This is a genomic window from Micromonospora zamorensis (assembly GCF_900090275.1).
Taxonomy (GTDB): domain Bacteria; phylum Actinomycetota; class Actinomycetes; order Mycobacteriales; family Micromonosporaceae; genus Micromonospora; species Micromonospora zamorensis.
On sequence record NZ_LT607755.1, the window covers coordinates 4,446,380 to 4,465,138 of the forward strand.

Annotated in this window: 12 protein-coding genes; 3 read left to right on the plus strand and 9 right to left on the minus strand. The window is 73.2% G+C overall.

Annotation, left to right across the window (positions count from 1 at the left end):
* Positions 1-25: 25 nt before the first annotated feature.
* Positions 26-2,866, minus strand: coding sequence for a leucine--tRNA ligase (gene leuS / locus GA0070619_RS19485; RefSeq protein WP_088949390.1), 2,841 nt, complete (start codon positions 2,864-2,866; stop codon positions 26-28).
* A 404-nt stretch (positions 2,867-3,270) separates the two neighbouring features.
* Between leuS and GA0070619_RS19490 the strand changes: the two genes are divergently transcribed.
* The 3 genes from GA0070619_RS19490 to GA0070619_RS19500 are packed head-to-tail and all read left to right on the plus strand — an operon-like array spanning position 3,271 to position 8,120.
* A complete protein-coding gene (locus tag GA0070619_RS19490; protein ID WP_088949391.1) occupies positions 3,271-4,329 on the plus strand; it encodes an AAA family ATPase in 1,059 nt (352 codons plus the stop codon).
* Position 4,330: 1 nt separating this feature from the next.
* A complete protein-coding gene (locus tag GA0070619_RS19495; protein ID WP_088949392.1) occupies positions 4,331-5,629 on the plus strand; it encodes a DUF58 domain-containing protein in 1,299 nt (432 codons plus the stop codon).
* A 16-nt stretch (positions 5,630-5,645) separates the two neighbouring features.
* Positions 5,646-8,120: a transglutaminase TgpA family protein gene (locus GA0070619_RS19500; RefSeq protein ID WP_088949393.1), complete on the plus strand. Its 2,475-nt coding sequence runs from the start codon at positions 5,646-5,648 to the stop codon at positions 8,118-8,120.
* Positions 8,121-8,587: 467 nt separating this feature from the next.
* Here GA0070619_RS19500 and GA0070619_RS19505 read toward each other — a convergent pair whose 3' ends face one another.
* From GA0070619_RS19505 to GA0070619_RS19535, 8 genes are all read right to left on the minus strand, one after another.
* On the minus strand, positions 8,588-8,986 hold the full coding sequence (locus tag GA0070619_RS19505) for a DUF3040 domain-containing protein (protein WP_088949394.1): 399 nt from the start codon (positions 8,984-8,986) through the stop codon (positions 8,588-8,590).
* Positions 8,987-9,102: 116 nt separating this feature from the next.
* Positions 9,103-10,365, minus strand: a complete 1,263-nt coding sequence (locus GA0070619_RS19510; RefSeq protein WP_088949395.1) for a DNA polymerase IV — start codon at positions 10,363-10,365, stop codon at positions 9,103-9,105.
* Positions 10,366-10,428: 63 nt separating this feature from the next.
* On the minus strand, positions 10,429-11,595 hold the full coding sequence (locus GA0070619_RS19515; RefSeq protein WP_088949396.1) for an alkaline phosphatase family protein: 1,167 nt from the start codon (positions 11,593-11,595) through the stop codon (positions 10,429-10,431).
* Positions 11,592-12,368 carry a methyltransferase domain-containing protein gene (locus tag GA0070619_RS19520; RefSeq protein ID WP_172862075.1) on the minus strand — a complete coding sequence of 259 codons (777 nt, stop codon included), beginning with the start codon at positions 12,366-12,368 and terminating at the stop codon, positions 11,592-11,594. The genes GA0070619_RS19515 and GA0070619_RS19520 overlap by 4 nt, the downstream gene beginning before the upstream one ends.
* A gap of 67 nt (positions 12,369-12,435) precedes the next feature.
* Positions 12,436-12,612 (minus strand): hypothetical protein, encoded by a 177-nt coding sequence (locus GA0070619_RS32850; RefSeq protein WP_172862076.1) that lies wholly within the window; start codon positions 12,610-12,612, stop codon positions 12,436-12,438.
* A gap of 94 nt (positions 12,613-12,706) precedes the next feature.
* Positions 12,707-16,114 carry an error-prone DNA polymerase gene (locus tag GA0070619_RS19525; RefSeq protein ID WP_088949397.1) on the minus strand — a complete coding sequence of 1,136 codons (3,408 nt, stop codon included), beginning with the start codon at positions 16,112-16,114 and terminating at the stop codon, positions 12,707-12,709.
* Positions 16,115-16,222: 108 nt separating this feature from the next.
* Positions 16,223-17,989 (minus strand): DNA polymerase Y family protein, encoded by a 1,767-nt coding sequence (locus tag GA0070619_RS19530; RefSeq protein WP_088949398.1) that lies wholly within the window; start codon positions 17,987-17,989, stop codon positions 16,223-16,225.
* On the minus strand, positions 17,986-18,711 hold the full coding sequence (locus GA0070619_RS19535; protein WP_088949399.1) for a hypothetical protein: 726 nt from the start codon (positions 18,709-18,711) through the stop codon (positions 17,986-17,988). The genes GA0070619_RS19530 and GA0070619_RS19535 overlap by 4 nt, the downstream gene beginning before the upstream one ends.
* Between the last annotated feature and the right edge of the window lie 48 nt (positions 18,712-18,759).

The following is an 18,759-nucleotide window of genomic DNA, read 5'->3' on the forward strand; positions in this document are numbered from 1 at the left end:
TCGACGCCGGTGAGGGCCTGCGGCGTCAGGCGACGACGGAGACCATCCGGCCCTTCACCACGATGACCTTGCGCGGTTCCTTACCGGCCAGCGCTGCGGCCACCGCCTCCAGGGCAGCCGCGCGGACGGCCTCCTCGGCGGTGTCGGCGGGGACCTCGATGCGGCCACGGACCTTGCCGTTGACCTGCACCGGATAGGTCACCGTGTCCGCCACCAGCAGCGCCGGGTCAGCGGTCGGGAAATCCGCGTACGTCAGTGAGGTGTCGTGGCCCAGCTTGCGCCACAGCTCCTCCGCCAGGTGCGGGGCGAACGGCGCCACCATCAGCACCAGCGGCTCGGCCACCTCGCGGGGCGTCGCCGACAGCCCGGTCAGCCCGTTGGTCAACTGGATCAGCTTGGCGATCGCGGTGTTGAACCGGATGCCGTCCATGTCGCCACGGACCCCGTCGATCACCGTGTGCAGCAGCCGGCGGGTCGCCCCGTCGGCCGGGTCCTCGGTGACCCGCAGCGCCCCGGTCTGCTCGTCGACGACGGCCCGCCAGACCCGCTGCAGGAACCGGTACGAGCCGACCACCGCCCTGGTCTCCCAGGGGCGCGAGACCTCCAGCGGGCCCATCGACATCTCGTACACCCGGAAGGTGTCCGCGCCGTACGCGGCGCACATGTCGTCGGGGGTCACCACGTTCTTCAGCGACTTGCCCATCTTGCCGTACTCGCGGTTGACCGTCAGGTCACCCAGGTAGTAGGCGCCGTCGCGCTCCATGACCTCCTCGGCCTGCACGTAACTGCCGCGCGAGTCGGTGTACGCGTACGCCTGGATCATGCCCTGGTTGAACAGCTTGCGGAACGGCTCGAACGACGACACGTGACCCAGGTCGTACAGCACCTTGTGCCAGAACCGCGCGTACAGCAGGTGCAGCACGGCGTGCTCGGCGCCGCCGACGTACAGGTCGGTGCCCCCGCAGTCGCCGTCGCCGCGCGGGCCCATCCAGTACTGCTCGTTCTCCGCGTCGACGAACCGGTCGCTGTTGGTCGGGTCCAGGTAGCGCAGCTCGTACCAGCAGGAGCCGGCCCACTGCGGCATCACGTTGGTCTCGCGGGTGTAGCGCTGCGGCCCGTCACCCAGATCCAGCTCGACCTCGACCCAGTCGCGCCGCCGCGACAGCGGGGTCTCCGGGTTGCTGTCGGCGTCGTCGGAGGCGAACGTCTTCGGCGAGAAGTCGTCCACCTCCGGCAGCTCCACCGGCAGCATCTCCTCCGGCAGGGCGATGGCCGCGCCGGTGGAGTCGTAGACGATCGGGAACGGCTCGCCCCAGTAACGCTGGCGGGAGAACAGCCAGTCGCGCAGCCGGTAGGTCACCGCGCCGGTGCCGTGCCCGTTCGCCTCCAGCCAGGAGATGATCGCCGCCTTGGCGTCGGCGACCCCCAGCCCGTTCAGGTCCAGGCCGCGCTCGGGCGCGGCGCTGTTGATCGCCGGGCCGTCCCCGGTGTACGCCTTGCCGTCGAAGCCCTCCGCCGGCTGCACGGTGCGCACGATGGGCAGCTCGAAGACCTCGGCGAACGCCCAGTCCCGCTCGTCCTGAGCCGGCACCGCCATGATCGCGCCGGTGCCGTAGCCGGCCAGCACGTAGTCGGCGATGAAGATCGGGATCTGCCCGCCGGTGACCGGGTTGGTGGCGTACGCGCCGATGAAGACGCCGGTCTTCTCCTTGGTGTCGGACTGCCGCTCGACGTCGGTCTTGGCCGCCGCCGTCTTGCGGTACGCCTCGACGGCCGCCCGGGGGCTGGCGTGCCCGCCGGTCCAGGCGTCCCTCGTCCCGTCCGGCCAGGCGGCCGGCACCAGCGGGTCGACCAGCTCGTGCTCGGGCGCCAGCACCATGTAGGTGGCGCCGAAGACGGTGTCCGGTCGGGTCGTGAACACCCGCACCGGCGCCTGCCCGGTGGGGAAGTCGATGTGCGCACCGGTGGAACGGCCGATCCAGTTGCGCTGCATCAGCTTGATCGGCTCGGGCCAGTCCAGAGTGTCCAGGTCGTCGATCAGGCGGTCGCCGTACGCGGTGATCCGCATCATCCACTGCTTCAGGTTGCGCTTGAAGACCGGGAAGTTGCCCCGCTCCGAGCGGCCGTCGGCGGTGACCTCCTCGTTGGCCAGCACGGTGCCCAGCCCCGGGCACCAGTTCACCGGGGCCTGTGAGACGTACGCCAGGCGGTGGTCGTCGACGACCTGGCGGCGCTCGGCGACGCTCAGCTCGGCCCACGCCTGGCCGTCCGGGGTGGACCGGTTGCCACCCTCGAACTCCGCGATCAGCTCGGCGATCGGGCGGGCCCGGCCGGCGTCACGGTCGTACCAGGAGTTGAAGATCTGCAGGAAGATCCACTGGGTCCAGCGGTAGAAATCGGTGTCGATGGTGGCCACCGAGCGACGCTCGTCGTGCGCCAGCCCCAGCCGGCGCAGCTGCGCCTTGTACCGCTCGATGTTCGCGACCGTCGTGGTCCTCGGGTGGGTGCCGGTCTGCACCGCGTACTGCTCGGCGGGCAGGCCGAACGCGTCGAAGCCCATCGCGTGCAGCACGTTGCGGCCGGCCATCCGCTGGTAGCGGGCGTAGCAGTCGGTGCCGATGTAGCCCAGCGGGTGGCCGACGTGCAGGCCGGCGCCGGACGGGTACGGGAACATGTCCAGCACGTACAGCTTCTCCGCGCCGGCGCGGGGGTGGGTCGGGTCGGCCAGCGGGCCGGTCGGGTTCGGTGCGTGGAAGGTGCCCTCGCGCGCCCAGATGTCCTGCCAACGAATCTCGATCTCGTCGGCCAGGGCCGCGGTGTACCGGAACGGGGGAATGTCGCCCGCCGGTGCGGCTGCCTCACTCATCGTCTCTCCTCGCTTCGCTTCGCTTCGTATCGGCACCACCGGGCCGGGCCGGCGGCGGGCACAAAAAAGCCCCTCGCGCAGGAGGGGCCGCCGTGCTGTCGCTGCGTTCAGCGCATCAGCACGGCCCGGTAAGAAGCAGGAAGACTCCGGCCATGTCCGGCAGTGTACCCCGCGCGCCGTTGCCCATGCCGGCCCCCGGGGTGAGGTCGGATCCGGTCCCCCGACATGGCGAATATCGGTGCGTAACCGACGGACTACCTGCGGGGGTCGGCGATAACGACAAACATGGTTAGCCTGAGAGACCAGTGAGATTCCTGCGGCAGACGAGGCTCGACGTCGCGAACCCAACGGCGGGTCCAGGTGCTCTATACAGAGCTGCCGTCATGGCGACGAGGAGGAGGCCCGTGACACAACAGACCTGGGACGAGGTGGGCGGCCTATTGCCGCACGACGAGTTCCGCGCCGCCAGCGAGGCCATCGTGGCCAACATCGAGCAGGTCATCGAGGGTAAGACCGCCACCGTGCGGCTCGCCCTGGCCGTCCTGCTCGCCGAGGGTCACCTCCTGATCGAAGACGTGCCGGGTGTCGGCAAGACCAAGCTGGCCAAGGCCCTGGCGCGGTCCATCGACTGCACGGTGCGACGGATCCAGTTCACCCCCGACCTGTTGCCCAGCGACGTCACCGGGGTCAGCGTCTACAACCAGGAGACGCACGACTTCGAGTTCCGTCCCGGTGCCGTGTTTGCCAACCTGGTGGTCGGCGACGAGATCAACCGGGCCTCGCCGAAGACCCAGTCGGCGTTGCTGGAGTGCATGGAGGAACGGCAGGTCACCGTCGACGGTGTCACCTACCAGCTCCAGACCCCCTTCATGGTCATCGCCACCCAGAACCCGATCGAGATGGAGGGGACCTACCCGCTGCCCGAGGCGCAGCGCGACAGGTTCACCGCCCGTATCGCGATGGGCTACCCGGACTCCAACGCCGAGCTGGCCATGCTCGACGGGCACGGGGCCACCGACCCGCTGAACGAGCTGCGCTCGGTCTCCGACGCGGCCATCGTCCGACAGCTCATCGCCACCGTCCGACAGGTGCACGTCGCGGACGCGGTCAAGCAGTACGCGATCGACCTGGTCACCGCCACCCGCGAGGCACCTGACCTGCGGCTCGGCGCCTCCCCCCGGGCGACCCTGCAACTGCTGCGCACCGCCCGGGCGGTCGCCGCCCTGGAGGGTCGCGACTACGTGCTCCCCGACGACCTGCAGGCCCTGGCGGTGCCGGTGCTCGCGCACCGGATCATCCCGACGGCCGACGCGCAGCTCGCCCGACGCACCACCGACGCGATCGTCTCCGAGCTGGTGCACCGCCTGCCGTTGCCACACGACAGGCAGCGCAACCCGTACGACACCCGCCCCGGCACCGGCACCGGCAACGGCCGCGCGCCCTACGAGCCGCGGAGGCCATGACGTGCGTGCCGGGCTACGCGGGCTGACCACCCGCGGGCGCTCCTTCCTCGCCGCCGCCATCGCGGCGGCGATCTCGGCCGCCATCCTGGGCGAGAAGGACCTGCTCCGGGTGGCTGTGCTGTTGGCCATCCTGCCGTTGCTGGCTGCGGCCTACGTCGGGCGCAGCCGCTACAAGCTGGCCTGCAACCGTTCACTGGACCCGCACCGGGTTCCGGTCGGCGCCAACTCCCGGGTGGTGCTGCGCCTGCAGAACCTCTCCCGGCTGCCGACCGGCACCCTGCTCCTGGAGGACCGGCTGCCCTACGCGCTGGGCAGCCGGCCCCGGGTGGTGTTGGAGCGGCTCGGCGCGCACCAGGCCACCTCCGTGGCGTACACCGTCCGTGCCGACGTTCGGGGTCGCTACGACGTGGGCCCACTGGTGGTCCGGATGACCGACCCGTTCGGTCTCTGCGAGCTCACCAGGTCCTTCCCCAGCACCGACCACCTGACGGTCATCCCGCAGGTCACCGCCCTGCCGTCGGTCCGGCTCCCCGGGGAGTACGCGGGCAGCGGCGACAGCCGGGCCCGCTCGGTGGCGGTGCACGGCGAGGACGACGCGGCGACCCGGGAATACCGGCGTGGCGACGACCTGCGCCGGGTGCACTGGAAGTCCACGGCACGCACCGGCGAGCTGATGGTGCGTCGCGAGGAGCAGCCGTGGGAGAGCCGGGCCACTGTCGTCCTGGACACCCGCGCGTACGGCCACCGCGGCGAGGGGCCGACGGCCAGTTTCGAGTGGTCCGTCTCCGCCGCCGCGAGCATCGCCGTCCACCTGCGCCAGGCCGGCTACAAGTTGCGCCTGGTCACCGGCTCGGGGGCGGATGTCGACGCCTCGGAGGCCGGCGGCGACGGGGCGCTGCTCGATCACCTCGCGGAGGTCCGACTGGATCAGCGCGCGGAGCTGACCGACCTCGTGCAACGGGTCCGCCAACGCGCCGACGGTGGTCTGATCATCGGGCTGTTCGGCACGGTGAGCGTGGCCGAGGCCGAGCTGCTGGCCGGCCTGCGGGGCAACGGCGCCACCTGCGTCGGCTTCCTGCTGAACAGCTCCACCTGGCTCAGCCTGCCGGAGAAGGCCCGTGCGGAGGCGGAACGCGCGCACGCCGCCGCCGTCCTCGCCATGCTGCAGAGCGGTTGGCGGGTGGTCGGTGTCGACCACGGCGGCCGACTGCCCGCGCTGTGGCCGCAGGCCGGCCGGGGCTCCCAGGGCTTCGCGCTTCGCGCCGCACTGGCCGAGACGGTGGCCGGCGGCGTGCGATGAACGGAAGGTTCCCCTCATGATCGCCAGTCGGAACATCGGCCTGGTGGCGGCCACGGCCACCCTGCTGGCCGCCGCGCCGCTGTCGGCCATCTTCCAGAGCTGGACGTGGCTCATCCAGTCCGTCATCGCGGTCGCCGTGGTGGCCGGGGTGGCCGCGTTGACCCGCCTCGCCCGGGCCCCCCTGTGGGGTCAGGTGCTGGGCATGCTGGCCGGCCTGCTCCTTGCTCTGACCTGGTTGTTCCCCAGCGGCGCGGAGCTGCTCGCCGTCCTGCCCACGCCGGGCACGCTCGCGCACTTCAACGATCTGCTCGCCGGTTCCATGCAGGACATGCGCTCGTACGGCGTCGAGGTCCCCGACACCGACCCGCTGCTGTTCATCACCGTGCTCGGCGTCGGTGGGGTCGCCGTCCTGGTCGACGTACTGGCCGTCGGGCTGCGCCGACCCGCGCTGGCGGGGCTGCCGATGCTCGCCATCTACTCGGTGCCGGTCGCCGTCTACGTGGACAGCGTCCCCGCGGTGCCGTTCGTGGTGGGCGCCGCCGGTTACCTCTGGCTGCTGGTCACCGACAACGTGGACCGCGTACGCCGCTTCGGGCGCCGCTTCACCGGTGACGGCCGTGACGTCGACGTGTGGGAGGCCTCGCCGCTGGCGTCCGCCGGCCGCCGGCTCGCGGCGGTCGGGGTGGCTCTGGCGGTGCTGCTGCCGCTGGCGGTGCCCGGCATGACCGGCGGGCTGCTCGACTCCCTCAGCCGGAGTTCGGGCAACGGCAACGGCAACGGCACCGGCTCGGGCGGCACATCGGGTCGGATCGACCTGTTCGCCTCGCTCGCCGGCCAGCTCAACCAGTCCCAGGTGGCCGATCTGGTCAAGGTCACCACGTCCGAACAGAGCCCGTTCTACCTGCGCTACGCGGTCGCCGACGAGCTGCGCCCGGGTGGTTTCCAGGCGCGCAGCCCGAGCGGTCGGCCCGCCAACCGGGACCTGCCGGACCCGGCCGAACGGGCCGGTCGGGGCGTGCAGCAGACCACCTACCGGGCGACCGTCGAGGTCACCAAGAGCCTGAGCATGTCGCTGATGCCGGTGTACGCCGAGCCGGTGCGCACCGAGGACCTCAACGGCAACTGGCTCTACGACCCCAACCAGCAGGTCGTCTTCTCCAACCGGGAAAACTCCCGGGGCCGCAAGTACTCCTTCGACTACGTCCGCTCGACATACACTCCGGCGGCGCTGCGGGCCGCGCAGCCACTCCCGGCCGACCACCCGGTACGCCGGCAGCTGACCGCCACCCCCGAGCGGGTGCCGGAGGTGGACGAGCTGGTCAAGGGGCTGGTCCAGGGCAAGCGCACCGACTACGACCGGGTGCTGGCCATCTACCAGCACTTCTCGGCGGACAACGGGTTCAGCTACCGGTTGAGCACCGAGAGCGGCAGCAGCGGGCAGGACATCGTCAACTTCCTGACCAACAAGGTCGGCTACTGCCAGCAGTACGCCGCCGGGATGGCCTGGCTGGTCCGCGCGGCCGGGATCCCAGCCCGTGTGGCCTTCGGCTTCACCAACGGCAGCAAGCGCGACGGTGACACCTTCACGCTGACCAACCTCAACCTGCACGCCTGGACCGAGGTCTTCTTCGACGGCCTCGGTTGGGTGCCCTTCGACGCCACCCCGGCGTCCGGGGTGCCCGGTTCCACCCGGTCGGCCTGGGCACCGGACACCGACGCACCGGATCCGACCACCCCGGGCACTGGTGTCACGGACGCCCCGACGGGCCCCGAGGCCTCAGCTGGGCCGGCCGGCCCGGACAACGCCGACCGGGACACCGACGAGGGGCTTGCCCTCGGCGGAACGACGCCCGACGAACAGCCGCCGACCTGGCCCTGGTGGGCGGCCGGCGTGCTGGCCCTGCTGCTGCTCCTGGCGGTGCCTGCTCTGCGCCGGGTCGCGCTGCGGCGCCGACGCGGTGGCCGGGCGGCGAGCGCCACGGTGGCCGCCACCACCGTCGCCGACGGCACCGAGCCGGGGACCCGCCTGGTCACGGTCGCCGCCGACGCCAACCGCGCCCGCGCGGACGCGCACGCCGCCTGGGCGGAGCTGCTCGACACCCTGGTGGACTTCCGGGTTCCGGTCGACCTCACCGAGACGCCGAGGGCGACCGCGGACCGGCTCATCCGGGACACCCTCAGCGACGACACCGCCGCCGTGGAGTCGGCGCGGCTGCTCGGCAAGGCGGAGGAACGGGCCCGCTACGCGCGGGATCCGCTGACCGGTGAGCGGTTGCTGCCGGCGCTGCGCACGGTCCGCGGGGCGCTCGCCGCACGGGCGGACCGACGGACCCGCATCCTCGCCGCCGTGTTGCCGCCGTCGGTGCTGCTGCGGTGGAGGACCGGCATGGCGGACACGTCCGGTCGAATGGCGGCGCTGACCGGGCGGACCCGGTACCGGCTGCTGCGCTGGAACCCACGACGGCTGTTGGCCGACCGGGCGGCGCGCTGAACAACGCAGGTCCAGGTGTGGGGCGGCGGTCGGTGGACCGCCGCCCCACGCTGCGTCAGGTGCCACCGCCCAGCGGCCCCGGCGCGGGTCACCCCGCCCCGCCACCCGCGCCAGTCTCCCGTCGCCCCAGCGAGCCATGATCAAGTGATCACGGAATGCGGAGCAGGATCATGGGGAAAGGGGGGCCGCAAGGCTGCCGTGGGCCGGGTCAGCGTTTCCGGGAGAGCCGGCGCTCGCGCCCGGGGAGACACGAGAGAGACCGGCGGAAAGGGGACCGCCAGAAGGAAGACCGCAGGAAAGAGACCACCGGACGGAAGACCGCCGGCAAGGAAGCCGCCGGATAGGAGGCGGCACGCAGAGGGCGCGCGGATGCCACTGAGGTCGCCGGCGGGAATGCCCGGCGACCGACTCGTCGCGACGTACGGCCGCCTCAGCGGCGTACGTCCCGCCTCAGGGGCGGGACCGGCCTACCGGTGTCCCTCCGGGCGCTGCCGCCACCTGTCCTCCATGCGGTCCAGGAGTGACGACTTGCGACCGGATCGGCCACCGCGGGGGCGACGACGACTCGTCGTGCCGCCCACCACGTGCAGGTCAGGTGATTGTGCCCGCCGGTGCGACTGGTACGCGAACGCGGCCGACGCCAGCATGACGACGAAGCCCGCCACCGCCAGCGGTGGAGTCTTGATCACCGCGCCATAGACCAGTAGAGCCAAGCCAGCGATGATGACGCCGGCGGCGACGAGCAGGCGACGCCGCGCATGGAAGCGCGGATCGCTGGCGCGCACGGCCGAGGCGAATTTGGGGTCCTCGGCAAGCGACTGCTCGATCTGCTCGAACAGCCGCTGCTCGTGCTCCGAGAGCGGCACGGCACTCCTCCCCGGTCACGTTGGTCGGGCCCATTCGGGCCGACAGACCGTGGCAGCCATCCGGCTGCTTACCCGCAAGTCTACGAGGGGGCTCGCGCGTCGGAAAGCGGGACGACCTACGGGTGGGGTGGATTTTCGTTTCGACGGCTGTCACGGTCGCCCATCAGACTGGCCGGACCTATGACGGACCGCCCGAAACGGGCAGCAGCGGCGTCCACGGCAGCTTCCGCTTCGCGCCAACCATGCTCGGGCGCGCCGAGGGTGAGCTGCCGGGGAGCGCCCTGCGCCGGGGCGAGCCCTTCGACCCGGACACCGACGAGTCGGATCCGCTCGCCTGGGTCCAAAACGGTGTAGAGCGCCCAAACCGTGTCGAACATCTCGCGGGCGGTGTCGGTGGGCACGTCGAGGGTGCGAGAGCGGCTCACGGTGCGGAAGTCGGCCAGCCGGACCTTGAGGGCGACGGTGCGCCCAACCTGCCCGGAGCCTCGCAGCCGGACGCCGACCTTCGCGCTGAGCGCGAGCAGCGCGCGGCGGATCTCCAGCGGGTCGGCCACGTCGACGTCGAAGGTCACCTCGGCGCCGATCGACTTGTCGACGTGCTCCGGGCTGACCCCGCGCGGGTCCCGTCCCCAAGCCAACTCGTGCAGGTGTGCCGCCGAGGCGGCGCCGACCGCACGGCGGATCATGCCCACCGGCGCCTCGGCGAGATCGCCGACGGTGGTCAGGCCGAGCCGGCGCAGCGACTCGGCGGCGCGCTCCCCCACCCCCCACAGCGCGTCCACCGGCAACGGGTGCAGGAAGTCGAGCACCTGCCCCGGGGGCACCACCAGCAGCCCGTCCGGCTTGGCCCGGGTGGAACCCAGCTTGGCCACGAACTTGCTCGGCGCCACCCCGACCGAGCAGGTCAGCGCCTGCTCGGTCGCGACCCGACGGCGGATCAGCCGGGCGATGGTGGCCGGGGAGCCGAAGAGCCGGCGGGCGCCGGTCACGTCGAGGAACGCCTCGTCGAGGGACAGCGGCTCGACCAGCGGGGTGACGTCGCGGAAGATCTGCATGACCGCCCGGGAGGCCTCGGTGTAGGCGGTGAAGTCAGGTGGCAGGTAGACGGCGTGCGGGCACCGGGCTCGGGCCTGACTGGTCGGCATCGCGCTGCGCACGCCGTACCGACGGGCCTCGTAGCTGGCCGAGCTGACCACCCCGCGTGGCCCGACGCCGCCGACGACCACCGGCCGGCCGCGCAGCTCGGGTCGGCGGCGCACCTCGACGGCGGCGAAGAACGCATCCATGTCGACATGCAGGATCGGGCTGCCGGAGTCGTCGGCGTCCGGCCCGAAGCGCGGATCGTCGTCGCCCCGGGGCAACGACTGGCTGCGGCCCATCCCGGCAGGTTAACCCGAAGGTACGACACCACCAGCCACCGGCGGGCCGCACCGGTATGCCGGTCAGCCGTGGACGACCAGCAGGGGCACGGTCAGCTCGGCCGCGGTGTCCGACCCGTGGTACGCCACCAGCTTCGACGCCATCGGCCGCTCGGTGCGGCTGGCCATGACCGCGTACGTGTCGTTGCAGGTCACCACCACGTCGCCGATCCGCCCCAGGTGTTCCTCGGGCACCGGACCGAACCAGCCGGTGGCCACCACCTCGTCGCGGGTGCGTACCCGCGCCGCGTCGCCCAGCACCTCGGACCAGGCGGCCCGCACATCGTCGACCGCGCCCTCCTCGACGTGCAGGTAGCGCACCCGGGCCTCACCGGCCACCACCCGCACCCCGGCGCGCAGCCGTGGGTCGGTGTCCAGGTCGAAGCGGTGGTCGGCGGGAATGTCGAGCTGGCCGTGATCGGCGGTCACCAGCAGTGCCGCGTCCGGCGGCAGGCCGTCGACCAACCGGGCGATCAGGGCGTCCACCTCGGTGGCGGCGACCCGCCAGGGTGCTGAGTCGACGCCGCTGAGGTGGCCGTGCCAGTCCAGGTCGGCGTGGTAGCCGGAGACCAGGGTCGGGCCCGGGCCGGCGGCCAGCGCGGCCAGCATGGCGGCGGCCACCGCGTCCCCACCGGCGGCGCCCCGGAAGTCGCCGCCCCGGTTGGCCGCGAGGGTCAGCCCACTGCCGCCGAACTCCGGCCGGCTCACCACTGTCACCGTCACACCGGCGGCGCGGGCCCGTTCCAACTGGGTGGGCACCGGCTGCCAGTGCAGCGGCGACGGGTCCGCGGCCCAGTCGGTGTGGGTGAGCACCCGGTCGGTGCCGGGCACCCGCACGGTGAAGCCGAGCACCCCGTGCGCGCCCGGTGCGACGCCCGTGCCCAGTGTCACCAGGCTGGTCGGTGTGGTGGACGGGAAACCGGCGATGATCGGCCGGGCCACCGTCGCGGCGAGCCCGGCGAGGGTCGGCGCGTACGGGGCGGCGGTCGGCAGCTGGTACCAGCCGAGCCCGTCGACCAGCAGCACGGCGATCCGGCGTACCCCGGCCAACGCGGGGACGAGCCCGAGCGGGTCGGCCGAGCCGGGAACGCCCAGCACGGCGAGCGCGCTGGGCAGCACGTCGGCGAGACGGCCGCCGCCGTGGTGCGGCCCGAGGACCGTCAGCGGCGCGGCAGGTGGCGAGTCGCTCATGCCGGCCGGCGGGCGAAGAGGTGCAGTTGGGCGGCCAGGTCCCGGTACGGAGGTTGGGCGGCCAGCGCGCGTTCCAACTCGACCAGGGCGGCGGACTGCCCGTCGGCGACCGCGGCCGGCAGCAGGTCGGCGAGCACGCGTACCCCGTGGATCTCCTCGACCACGAGACCGGCGGCGCCGAGCAGCGCGGCGGCGCCCGGGGCGTCGTAGCGTCGGCGCAGCGTGTCCCGTGGTCCGGCGGTGCCGGCCGGGTCGGCGGCCAGCGCGGTCGCGACGTCGAGGTGGCCGTTCATCGCGCGGCCCAGCACGGCGGCGGCCCGCCCGGCCACGAGCACACTGGCCGCGCCGCCCGGGCGCAGCGCGGTGGCCAGCGCGGTCACCACCGGCGCCGGATCGTCGACCACCTCCAGCACGGAGTGGCAGAGGACCAGGTCGACGCCGGCCGGCTCGACCAGCCCGGCGAGGGCGTCGCCGTCGCCCTGCACGGCGGCGATCCGGTCGGCCACGCCGGCCTCGGCGGCCCGGCGGGTGAGCGCGGCGAGCGCGTCGGGGCTGGCGTCGACCACTGTGACGCGGTGCCCGGCGCGGGCCAGCGGAACGGCGAAACCGCCGGTGCCGCCGCCCACGTCCAGCACGGTCAGCTCGGCGTCGCCGCGCCGGTCCAGCTCGGCGCGGAGCACCGACCAGATCACGGCGGTACGGGGGGTCAGCGGCGGCCCGGCGAACCGGCCTCGGGTCTGCTCCACCCGGTCGAGCCTAGTCACCTGGTCCATCCTCGCTGCGGACGTGTGGCGGGCGCACCCGCCACACGTCCGGTCGGGTGTGCGGTGCCAGGGTCGGTCAGGACTCGGTGCCTTCGGCCTCGTCCTCCGCCTGGGACCGGCGCTCGTTGGCCACCGGGCCGTTGGTCACCTCGTACTCCCGGGGGTCGGCGAGGTGCGACGGCACCCAACCGGCACCCAGCCGGGTCCGCCGGGCGTTGGCGATTCCACCGGTGTACGCGTGATTGCCCGTCACTTGTCATTCCCCCTCACGGATCACGGGCGACTCTGCCCGCTCGTGACGAGTCTCCCGCCCAACGACCCGGGAAACCGTAATGTGGATCACTCTCTCAGCGGAAGTCACGGGAGGCGGGGCTGACCGGCGGCTCGATGGCGTCCAGTCGGTCGGCGACCAGATTGGTCACCCCCTCGTGCCGCTGCAACCGCCCCCGGACCACCAGCGCGGCGCTGGTGCGGGCCACCCGCCGGTAGCGCTGCCACAACCCCGACGAACAGGTGACGTTGAGCATCCCGGTCTCGTCCTCCAGGTTGAGGAAGGTGACCCCGCCCGCGGTCGCCGGACGTTGCCGGTGGGTGACGATGCCACCGACCCGGATCCGCTGGCCGGGCTCCACCCGGCCGAGCCGGGCGATCGGCACCGCGCCGAGCACGTCGAGCTGACCCCGGATGAACCGGGCGGGATGGCTCTCCGGCGACAGCCCGGTGGCCCACACGTCGGCGACCAGCCGGTCCACCGCCTCCATCCCGGGCAGCGTGGGCGCCGCCGCGCCGGTCACCGTGCCGGGCAGCCGTCCCGGCCGGTCCTGGGCGGCCGCGCCGGCAGCCCACAGCGCCTGCCGCCGGGTCAGCCCGAAACAGGCGAAGGCGTCCGCGGTGGCCAACGCCTCCAGCTGCGCGGCGGTGAGACCGACCCGCCGGGCCAGGTCAGGCATGTCCCGGTACGGCCCACCGACCGCCCGTTCGGCCTCGATCCGCTCGGCCACGTCGGCGCCGAGGGTCCGTACGCTGGACAGGCCGAGCCGGACCGCCGGGCCGCCCAACCCCCAGGCGTGCGGCGGCTCCCCCGGCCCGCTGCCCCACCGGGTGTCCGGGGTGGACTCCAGCACCGCCAACGCCGCACTGGCGTTGATGTCCGGGCGACGAACCTCCACCCCGTGCCGACGGGCGTCGTCGACCAGGGTCTGTGGGGAGTAGAAACCCATCGGCTGGGCGTTGAGCAGCGCGGCCAGGAACGGCGCCGGGTGGTAACGCTTGAGCCAGGAACTGGCGTAGACCAGGTAGGCGAAGCTCATCGCGTGGCTCTCCGGGAAGCCGTAACTGGCGAACGCGGTGAGCTTGCGGTAGACGTCGTCGGCCAACTCACCGGTGATGCCCCGCTCGGCCATCCCGGCGTAGAGCCGGTCGGCGATACGGGTCATCCGCTCGACCGACCGTTTGGCGCCCATCGCCCGGCGCAACTGGTCGGCCTCTGCCGCGTCGAAGCCGGCCAGGTCGATGGCGAGCTGCATCAACTGCTCCTGGAACAGCGGCACACCCAGGGTCTTCTCCAGGGCGTTGCGCATCAGCGGGTGCGCGAAGGTCACCGGCTCCTGGCCGTTCTTGCGCCGGATGAACGGGTGCACCGAACCGCCCTGGATCGGGCCGGGCCGGATCAACGCCACCTCGACCACCAGGTCGTAGAACTCGCGGGGCTTGAGCCGGGGCAGGGTGGCCATCTGGGCGCGGCTCTCCACCTGGAACACCCCGACCGAGTCGGCCCGGCAGAGCATGTCGTAGACCTCCGGGTCGTCCAGCGTCATGTCACCCAGGTCGAGGCTCTGGCCGATCATGTCGTAGCCGTAGTGCAGGGCGGAGAGCATGCCCAGCCCGAGCAGGTCGAACTTGACCAGGCCGACCGCCGCACAGTCGTCCTTGTCCCACTGCAGGACGCTGCGCCCGGGCATCCGCCCCCACTCCACCGGGCAGACCTCGATCACCGGCCGGTCGCAGATCACCATGCCGCCGGAGTGGATGCCCAGGTGCCGTGGGAACGTCTGCAACTCGTTGGCGTACTCCACCACCTGCTCCGGGATGTTCTCCACGTCGACAGTGGCGACCGAGCCCCACCTGTCGATCTGCTTGCTCCAGGCGTCCTGCTGCCCCGGCGAGTAGCCGAACGCCTTGGCCACGTCGCGCACCGCCGACCGGGGCCGGTAGGAGATGACGTTGGCGACCTGGGCGGCGTGCTCCCGGCCGTAGCGGGTGTAGACGTGCTGGATCACCTCCTCCCGACGGTCGGACTCGATGTCCACGTCGATGTCCGGTGGGCCGTCGCGTTCCGGGGCGAGGAACCGCTCGAAGAGCAACCGGTGCCGGACCGCGTCCACATTGGTGATCCGCAACGCGTAGCAGACCGCCGAGTTGGCCGCCGAACCTCGGCCCTGGCAGTAGATGTCCTGCTCACGGCAGAACGTGACGATGTCGTAGACCACCAGGAAGTAGCCGGGGAAGCCCAACTCCTCGATCATGTTCAACTCGTGGTCGAGTTGCGCGTACGCCGTCGGGTGCGCCTGCGGCGGCCCGTAGCGCTCCCGTGCCCCGTCGGCGGTCAGCTTCCGCAGCCAGCTCATCTCCGTGTGCCCCGGTGGCACCGGGTACGCCGGCAACTGCGGCGCGACGAGCTGGAGGTCGAAGGCCAACTCGGCGCCGAACTCGGCGGCCCGCGCCACCGCACCCGGGTACGCGGCGAACCGGGCCGCCATCTCCGCGCCGCTGCGCAGGTGGGCGGTGGCCGCCGCGGGCAGCCAGCCGTCGATCTCGTCCAGGCTGCGTCGGGCCCGGACGGCGGCGACGGTGGTGGCCAGCCGACGCCGGCCGGGCGTGGCGTAGTGCACGTTGTTGCTGGCCACCGTCGGCAGCCCGGCCGCGGTGGCCAGGTCGGCGAGCGCGTCGTTGCGGTCGGCGTCGACAGGATGGCCGTGGTCGGTCAGCTCCACCGCCACCGTCTCCGCACCGAAGAGCGCGGTCAGCCGGTCCAGCTCGCGGGCCGCCGCGTCCACCCCCTCGGTGAGCAGCGCGCCCGGCACGTGCCCCTTGCGGCAACCGGTCAGCACCAGCACGTGATCGCGTAGCTCGGCGGCGACCTCCTCCAACTCTCCGTAGACCGGGCGGCCCTTCTCCCCGCCGCGCAGTTGGGCGCGGGCGATGGTGGTGGCCAGCCGGGCGTACCCCTCATGGCCGTGGGCGAGCACCAGCAGGTGCGCGCCGTGCGGGTCGGGTTCGCCGTTCTGCGGGCCGGGCAGCCCGAGGGACAGCTCCGCGCCGAAGATGGTCGGCAGGCCCAGCGTGCGGGCCGCCTCGGCGAAGCGGACCACCCCGTAGAAGCCGTCGTGGTCGGTGACGGCGAGCGCGGTGAGCCCCAGCCGGGCCGCCTCCTCGGCCAGCTCCTCGGGATGGCTGGCACCGTCGAGGAAGCTGAAGTTGGTGTGCGCGTGCAGCTCCGCGTAGGGCACCACCCCGTCGGGGCGGGTCAGCTCCGGTGGCTGGTACCGCTCACGGTGGCGGCTCCAGGCCGGGGAGTCTCCCCCGTCGGCGTCCACGGCGAGCGGGTCCACCACGTGCAGGTGCCGCTCGTCGCGCGACTGCCCGCCGCCGGAGCCGCCCGACCCGCCGTCGCCCCGCCCGGAGCTGCCACTGCCCCGCCCGGAGAGCACCCGTTCCAGCTCCGACCAGGGCATCTTCGGGTTGTGGAAGCTCATTCCCGCACCCTCACCCTGATCGACTCGACCTCCGGGAAGTCGGGCTGTCCGGGTCGGCGGGACACCCCGACTTTCGGAATGCCGAGTCGATCAAGCCCGGCTGGACGCTCAGTCATAGATCGCCTCCACCAACCACTGCCCGGCCTCGACGGCGAGCAGCAGGGCGGTGCCGTCGGCCAGGCAGACCTGGAACCGTGCCCGCCGCCGAGCCTCGGCCGGAGCCCACCACCGCTCGTCCACCGGCCACGGGCCGACCCAGCCGACGATCTCCGCCGGCCGGCCGGTGCCGACCACCAGCCGGGCGGGCGGAGCGCTCACCGCCAGCCGCGCGCTGATCACCACCGCCTCACCAGCGGCGTCGTGCACGGTCGCGGCGAGCGGGCTGGGCAGCACCACAGCCGGCGCGGGCGCCGGCAGCCGGCCGGGCCATGGTGGAACCCCGCCGGCACTGTGGTCGGCAGGCCGACCGGCACTGACGGCCCGGCCGCCGCCACTGGCGATCGACTCGCCGGACAGCGGTGCCCGGCCGGGACGCGCGATCGGCGCGCCAGGCAACGGCGCCGGACCGGGACGCGCGATCGGCTCGCCGGACAGCAGTGCCGGGCCGAGACGCGCGATCGGCTCGCCAGGCAACGGTGCCGGACCGGGACGCGTGGGGAGGCGTTCGTCGCCCCACGGCACCAACCGCACCTGGTCGGCCGGGGAGCGACCACCGCCGAGCACCGCGGTGACCACCGCTTCCGGGCCGAGGATGCCCTGCACCCGGCTCAGCGCCCGGTGCGCCCGTTCCCGCTCCTCGCCGGTCTCCCCCCACAGGCCGGCCTGCAGACCGGCCTGGGCGATCACCCCGTCCGGGATCAGTCGCAGCCGGATGATGCCGGCCGTCGGTCGGGCCGGTCGGGCGCCGGTGCGGCCACTGCTGCCGGAGAGCCACCCGTCGAGCTGCCAGCGCACCCGGTCGGCGATGGCCGCGGCGGTGAGCAGGCCGTCGTGCCGCCACACCCGGTGCAGCTCCTGCCCGTGCTCGGTGACCGCCTCGATGCCGAGCCGGGTGCAGGCCAGCCCGTGCCCGGCCAGCCGCTCATGCAGCTGCTCAGCCAACGCCCGGGCCACGAACGCGGCCACGTCGACCCGGTCGATCGGCTCGTCCTGCTCGGCGGTCACCGTCAGGTCGGCCGGCGGCTGCCGGACGGCGAGTGGGCGGTGGTCCCGCCCGGCGGCCAGCCGATGGGCCAGCGCACCGTCGAACCCGAACCGGGCCAGCACGTCGCCAGCCGGCAGCGCGGCGAAGTCGCCGAGACTGCGCACACCGAGCCGCCGCAGCAGGTCGGCCAGCGCCGAGCGGCCGAGCGCCTCGACCGGCAACCCGGCCAGGAACTCCGGTGTCCCACCCGGTGGCACCACCCGATCGGAGCGAGCGGCCAACCCGGCCGCGAACACCCCGTCGGCGATGCCGACCTGGCTCTCCACCAGGCACGACTGGGCGACGTGCTCGATGATCCGCTCGGCGGCCGCCTCCTCGCCACCGAGGTAACGGCTCGGCCCGCGGGCGGCCACCGCGCAGGCGCCCGGACGGACCACCTCGACGCCGGCGACCAGCTCCTCCACCGCGGCGACCACCGGCTCGAATGCCCGGGCGTCCCGACCCGGGTCGTAATCCACGACGGTGAGCTGCGGGCAGCGACCCTGCGCCTCCCGTTTGCGCAGCCCTCGGCGCACCCCCTCGGCGCGGGCCCGCTCGGAGCAGGCGACCACCCGGTTGGCGTGCAGCACGGCGACCGGGCCGGTGGCCGGCACCCCGTCGACGATCTCGGCGGCGAGCACCGGCCAGTCCGGGCACCACAGCAGCAGGGTCCGTGCCGGCGTGCCGGTCACTCCCGACCGACCAGGGCGAGCGGCGCGGCCGGACGGCCCACTGTCGACGGCATCACACGCGGGATCACCCGGGTCAGCTCGTCGCCCGGCAGCCAGACCTTGATCTCCTTTGGTCGGGCAGCCGCCCCGCGCCCGCGCGCCGAGACGGTGACCTCCCGGCGGCGCAACCGCCCCCGGCCATGCCCGAGCCCTTCCCAGACTCCACGGACCACCTGCAACGTCACGTCCGCGCCGTCCCACCGGCCGTACGGGACGAGCACACTGCCGCGCTGCCGCGCCCGGGCGGCCAACCGGGTGGCGACCGAGGCGGAGACAGCGGCCGGCACGGTGGTGACCACGACGTCCACCCCGTCGATCAGCGCGGCGACCACTGTGGCCCACTCGGGGCCGGGATTCGGCACCAGGGCCAGCCGGTCCAGGGCGATGCCCAGCTCGGCGGCCGCGCCCGCGCCGAACGTCGGCACACCGACCACGGCGCACCACGAGCCGGCCCGGGAGGCCTCGGCGAGCAGAGCCAACATCAGCGAGGTGCCACCGCTGCGCCGGGGCTGGCCGGCGGCAACCGCGATGGTGCTGCCCCGGCGCAGGCCTCGGTTGGGCAGCAGACCGGTCAGCTCGGGCACCACCGGCAGCACCCGGTGCCCGCCGACCTGGTCGGGCGCGCTCGCCGGGCGCACCAGATCGGCCAGTGCGGCGGAACCGACCACCATGCGGCCCGCCATTGGACCAACTCCCCCGTCGTTGCTGTGGATCAGATCAGGACCGGCACG